This window comes from Thauera aromatica (genome assembly GCF_023093595.1).
In the GTDB taxonomy this organism is placed as follows: domain Bacteria; phylum Pseudomonadota; class Gammaproteobacteria; order Burkholderiales; family Rhodocyclaceae; genus Thauera; species Thauera aromatica_A.
In genome coordinates, this window is the sequence record NZ_JALLIK010000053.1 from 1 (window position 1) to 5,565 (window position 5,565).

The following is a 5,565-nucleotide window of genomic DNA, read 5'->3' on the forward strand; positions in this document are numbered from 1 at the left end:
GTAGACGCGTTTTTTGCAAGGTTTACAAGCGCTTCGCGTAAGTCATTGAAGGTCAACGATTATTTCAGCCGGCGCTCTGGTGGGGCAGAGTTGTGTATAACGAGATGGTCTCAACCTGGTTTTGCTCATAGTCGGGTATTTCGTAAAAAACACCCTTGCGATTATCGAAAAATAGTTGCGCTCTAGTCTGGGACACGTCCACAGCATTTAGCCATCATCCCAGTTAAAGCTCGGTCGCGGGGGCAGATCAACTAAGGAGTCATCTTGGACTTCTGCCATTGAGACGATCTGCCCCAGGTTAAATGCGTCCATGCCGAGGCCGAAGGCCACAGAAACGCGATGAAACTGGTCTCGGGGAAGATCCGGGGCCTTCAGGCGCTCCGGCAGTGGTAATCTGATTCGTGGAAGCAGGACTCCCGACTGTTTTGCCGCTACCGGCATGACTTGCTCAAACGTTTCGCACGACGAACCTCCGCCACCGAGAAATACCCGAATTCCTACGTTCCAATTCGGCGATCGTCTGTACCGCCTCTGTCTTGTGATGCGCAGGACGGAAGTGACTGCGTTCGCAACATCTACAGTGTGCGCATGGTCTACGCACCTGACCTCATGCAAGGGAACTCCAGACGCCTGACTGAACTCATCTGCCGTTGGTACCGAAAAAGAGTCTTCCCAAAATCCATCGCTTTCCTGCGAACACGCATGGAGGCGACGCGACATGAGATAGTGGGTGCCGAGGTTGGTGACAGAGGCCCAGAAAATGGGAAAGCGATCTTCCCCGGTCTGGTCTTCTCGATGGACATTGAACGTGACTACATCGACGGTACCTGCACCAATATCGATCAACATGTGAAGGTCTGGTTGCCTTTGCGGACTTCGGGTGTAGCTGGCGATCTGTGCAACGAACTCAGGCACAATCTCAACGGACGCCAAGCTGCCGTCCGAGGGATGTATCAGCCCTTCAAGTGCTTGCTCGGTGCGATCGACATTGACGGAGGCGTCACCCAAACTAAGTATCCACGCGGCCTTCGCTACTCGCTCGTACTTGGCGCGAATCGCGTTGTCTTGCCAAGGCGTCGAGGGAGAGCCGAGGTTGACGTTCCATTCCAGAGAGCAATTCTGACTGAGCCCCGCGTGACGATAAAACCACCACGCCCGGATGTACCGCATGACCAGAGCCAAGAACACCGTCGCATCGATCAGGGCAGTTTTCGATGCGTGCCCTTCCAAAAAGGGCAGTTTCAGGTCCGACGCTACCCGGATCGCCCTGGGCGACCGGCCCAAGGTACATGATCCATCCGAGAGAACGGAAAACTCACCCGGCAAGACGAATTTCTCTTTACGCGCACTTACCCCTGTCCAATCGACGATGAAGATGTCCCCGCCGAAACCTATCGAAGCCTTCGTGTATGCGGTGCCGAAATCAATGCCCATGTAAACGGCGTAATTCTTTCCATCCCGCGATAGCATCGTTTGACCGCCAATAGCTATCCAATCGTCTGGCTCTTTAAAGTCATCTGGAAGGGTCAAGCGAAATGACCTAACCACTGGCTTGCCGATTCGAATAGGGGTACCTGTCGGCCTTTCCTCTCCGCGGGGAAGTGGTGGCGCTTTTCGTGAATCATGAAAACGGTTAGCGTTATTGCGCCGGATAGGATCGACGAGGTACGTGCGCGCACTGGTTGCTGCTGGAGGGCTGGCATGCCCATCATAGGTGACGTGTAGCGTCCCATTCGGTCGCCTTGTTACCTGCATTTTCCCGATCCCCCAGTTGGGATCGCGTTCAACAGTCAGTATTTTCCGCGGCTTCTTCTTGCGCTTTTTTCCCATTTTGGAAGATCCTCAGCCAAGCCTGACAACACCAGCACAAACAAAATTCTTTGTCGAATTTATTTGCCCGCGAAGCCTGATACGTTCGTCTTGGGTCTTACATTTTGCTTTAAGTTTATTAATTTTACCTTGTGTCATGTTGGCAGGCCCTCTCTTGCCCTGGGCCAAATACCGCTGCAATTGTTCCTCCAGCCCCGGAAGCTTGCGGTCCATATGTTGATTCAGAGAATAAATTTGGAATTGGGTTCTGTCGCTATTCTCATTTCTCTTACGCTCGAGGACCTCGCCAAAATACTCGTCAAGGCGGGCTTCGAGTTCATCGAGGATTTCCTCAATGTGAGCACCATCTACAGCCGACGCGGCATCCAACCAGTCTTCCCCGTGCAGCCGCGCGAGTGTGACCAACAAGTCTGCGTCTTCATCCGATAAGAGGCCGGTCGCGCCCACGCGCATCGCCGCGGCGGTTAGGAGTTCCTCAGACTTAATGCCCTCAAAACCCCAGCGCTTGACACAAAAAACGTAGTCCCCAGGCGAAAGCAAATTTCCAGCAACGGCCGGATCCAGGCGGATAGAAACGACGGGGTAGAAGTGCTCGCCGACATCGCGAAGCGTGTCGCTGACAAACCGAACAAGCGGATGAAACTGATTGACGACTTCAACGGCCCGGTTTGTTTGTGAACTCACCTTGTTCAGAAATCGACACGAACGGACGCTGCCGTTGGCCAAGAGGGTTTGCCCCAGAAGTTGTTTTCGTCGCAGGAAATCGTCGAACTGCGCTGCCACGCCGGGCGGGAGTTGAACGTCGACCAGCGACGAATCGTTGGGGTGTTGTTCGAATCGATGGCCTGGCGCGTGAGAATTCAGGAAGTCGTGCACGTATACCAACAGATCGGCCTCGGTGACGCGCCGCGAAAACTCTTGGGCTGCAGTGATCTTTTCCAACAGCAAGCCGCCATGGGCAATCATTTGCGCGGCGCTCTGCTCCAGTTGATTCTGGACCTGGCGCAGGTTCTCCAGTGCCTGTGCTGCTTGTTCGATACGCAGGTTTTCCTCGTCGACCGTGAGGGGGCGAGTCAGAAGTTCTGCTTCGAGCTTTGAGATCGTAGACCCAACCACAGGCTCAGGCTCTCCCAGAGCCTCCTCGAAAATCCTGAGTCGGTCCATCAGACGGACGATGATCCGATCGTCGATGGTGTTTTTGAAATAGAGGTTCCAGATATGAAGAAGATCCGATTCCTGCCCAAGGCGATCTATACGACCGATGCGCTGTTCGACGCGCATGGGATTCCAGGGCAGGTCATAGTTGACGAGGACGTGGCAAAACTGCAAGTCGACGCCTTCCGCTGCTACTTCAGTGGAGACCAGAACCTTTACCTTCTTGTCTTCCCGGAAGTCATCGATGATCTCCTGCTTCGACCGGGCCATATTTCCCCAGATCAAAATCGACTCTATCCCAGCTTGATTTAGCCGATCCGCAAGATACAAGGCGGTGGTCCGGAATGTGGTGAACAGGACAACCTGCTCTTCCGGTTTTTGCTTCAGAAACGCAGTCAAGACCTGGCGCAATCGGTCGAATTTCGAGTCGTTGCGTTCCAGTTCTTCTGCGGTAATCTTGCGTGGGAGCCTGGCCCGCAGAAATTTCTTCAACGAGATCGAGAGATCTGGCTCGGCATCTTCGAGTTCAAGTTCATCGGCAATGTCTTCAATCCAACTGTTGTCACCCGACATCCATGCACGTGCAGTCGCGGCTGGACAACTGCAAACTTGACGCTGCGGGGTGGCGAGTAGAAAACCGTCAGAGATGTCTCGTTGCCAAGCATACTCGCGCGTAAGTTCTGTGACGGCCTGGTAAAACTCTCGCTCAAGGTCAGTCATCGGTACGCGTTCCCGCTGGATGGTTCGCTGCGGCCGTTTCATGTGAACGTCGCGTTTTCTAGTACGCGTCACAGCGTGGCCCATCAAATTGATGCGTTCCAGAGACTCCGCGAGTTGGGCGCGGTAGCCTTTCCCCTGTAAACGCTCGTCCGTAGGCGGCTCGTTCACCAAGGAACGGAGTTGGAGTGAGTGCGCCAGAAGGGGCTGTTCCGCTGCTTCCTTGAGGCGATCGACGATTTTTACTGCACTCCCCGCTGGATCTAACGCCAGATCCCGAGCCTGTACCAGAGGGCGGTTGGCCGCGAGCATCTGCGCGAAATCATGGGAGTATCTAAAATGCTCCGGGTCGGTCAGCTTGAGCAGGTTGAAGAGATCGTCGTTTTTTAGATTGATCGGCGTTGCCGAAAGCAAGACCAAATAGTCGGTCGTATCCCGGATCAACTCGCCGAGCGTATACGCGGCGCTTTCGCTGTTCCGCATGTAATGCGCTTCATCGAATATCACCATATCGATGAACGGTTCGTTGTCCGCGTTCTCATAGAGTAAGTCGGCGAGTAGTCTCCGAGCGGTCGGCTTTTTCACGTCGGAGGTCTTGATCGTCTTCCAGTCCTTTGGCGGACGGACGGATTGGTAGCTGATAATCCACGCTTGCCCTTCACCGGTCGTGGCTCGAGGTTTCCTCAGTTCATCCAGCAATCCCTGTGCATCGAGAATAGTTGCGTTGATGCCAAATCGGCGCAGGAGTTCGTCCCGCCATTTTTCCCGAAGCATTGCGGGGCAAATGACGAGAAGACGGCGCATGTCAAATCGTGCCCGAAATTCCGTCCAGATGAGCCCAGCCTCGATGGTCTTGCCAAGACCGACTTCATCGGCGATCAGGATTCCGTTCGTGGGAGACTCCAGCAGGGTGAGAAGAGGTTTGTACTGGTGGGGATAGAAATCGGTATTCGTGATCCCCATGCTGTACACCAGATTCGCCAGCCGCCCCGCAAGGTGTACGTAGGTTAGGTTACGACGAAGATCAGAGGCCCTGCCATATGCGCCTTGGCGTATCAGCGTGTAGTGGTCGTCGAGATCGATTTCTGAGGCGAGTTCCAGCTCATTTTCTGAAACGAAATCGGTCGTGCCGTCGCTAAACTTCACTTGGACGTATTGGCGTGCCCCACGCCTCCTGATATTTCCGGTGCACGTACCTGTGCGCCCTGGGTTCAATACCAACCTGACCTCGCTTCCTTTCTGCCACATAATCACCCTCACCGCTATTCTTCAATATCATTATGCCGTATTGATGTGATATACAGGTACTTAAGTCATTTGGTCATTTTGAGCGAAGAAGGCTCATAGAACGAGCCCGCGCTGATAGGCGCTACAGTATAGCCACTAGCACGCGACTTCCACATGACATTTTGAACAGAACGGCATCTGATGGCCGACTGTTGTCGACTGCGGTCTGGATCAATCCACCCGCAAAGGAGCAAACCGACGACTCGAACACCCCGGTTTCCACAGTAAATTCATGAAGCACGGTGACGCAAAGTCATTGACACGTTCCGGGTGCCGGAAACCTTTCCCGGCTTGCCCAGCATGGGGTGCTGGGTCAACCGGGCAGCCGCATCACTGAAAATCTCATCCATCCGGGCCGTCGCGCCAGTTCGCGCAGCACTTGCTCGCGCAGCACTTGCGACGCCGGGCGATGGGCCGCCTCGGTTTCGGCCATGAACTCGGCGCGCAACTTGGGCTCCAGCTTAACAGGGTGTTGAAAATCTCGGGTTCACCTTCGGTTTCCAGCCCCCTGGGAAAAATCGACGTTGAAAAGCGCCCGCTTGCCTCGTGATCATGCCGATTCAAGCCGACTTTTCC

3 protein-coding genes are annotated in these 5,565 nt (G+C 54.4%); all 3 read right to left on the reverse strand.

Annotation, left to right across the window (positions count from 1 at the left end; genetic code table 11):
* Positions 1 to 207: 207 nt before the first annotated feature.
* On the reverse strand, positions 208 to 1,830 hold the full coding sequence (locus MXC99_RS00730; RefSeq protein ID WP_247723721.1) for a hypothetical protein: 1,623 nt from the start codon (positions 1,828 to 1,830) through the stop codon (positions 208 to 210).
* Between the two features lie 12 nt (positions 1,831 to 1,842).
* The gene (locus MXC99_RS00735) at positions 1,843 to 4,848 is read right to left on the reverse strand and encodes an SNF2-related protein (RefSeq protein ID WP_247723722.1); all 3,006 of its coding nucleotides are present in this window, start codon (positions 4,846 to 4,848) and stop codon (positions 1,843 to 1,845) included.
* Positions 4,849 to 5,302: 454 nt separating this feature from the next.
* Positions 5,303 to 5,437, reverse strand: coding sequence for a hypothetical protein (locus MXC99_RS16875; RefSeq protein ID WP_282100112.1), 135 nt, complete (start codon positions 5,435 to 5,437; stop codon positions 5,303 to 5,305).
* Between the last annotated feature and the right edge of the window lie 128 nt (positions 5,438 to 5,565).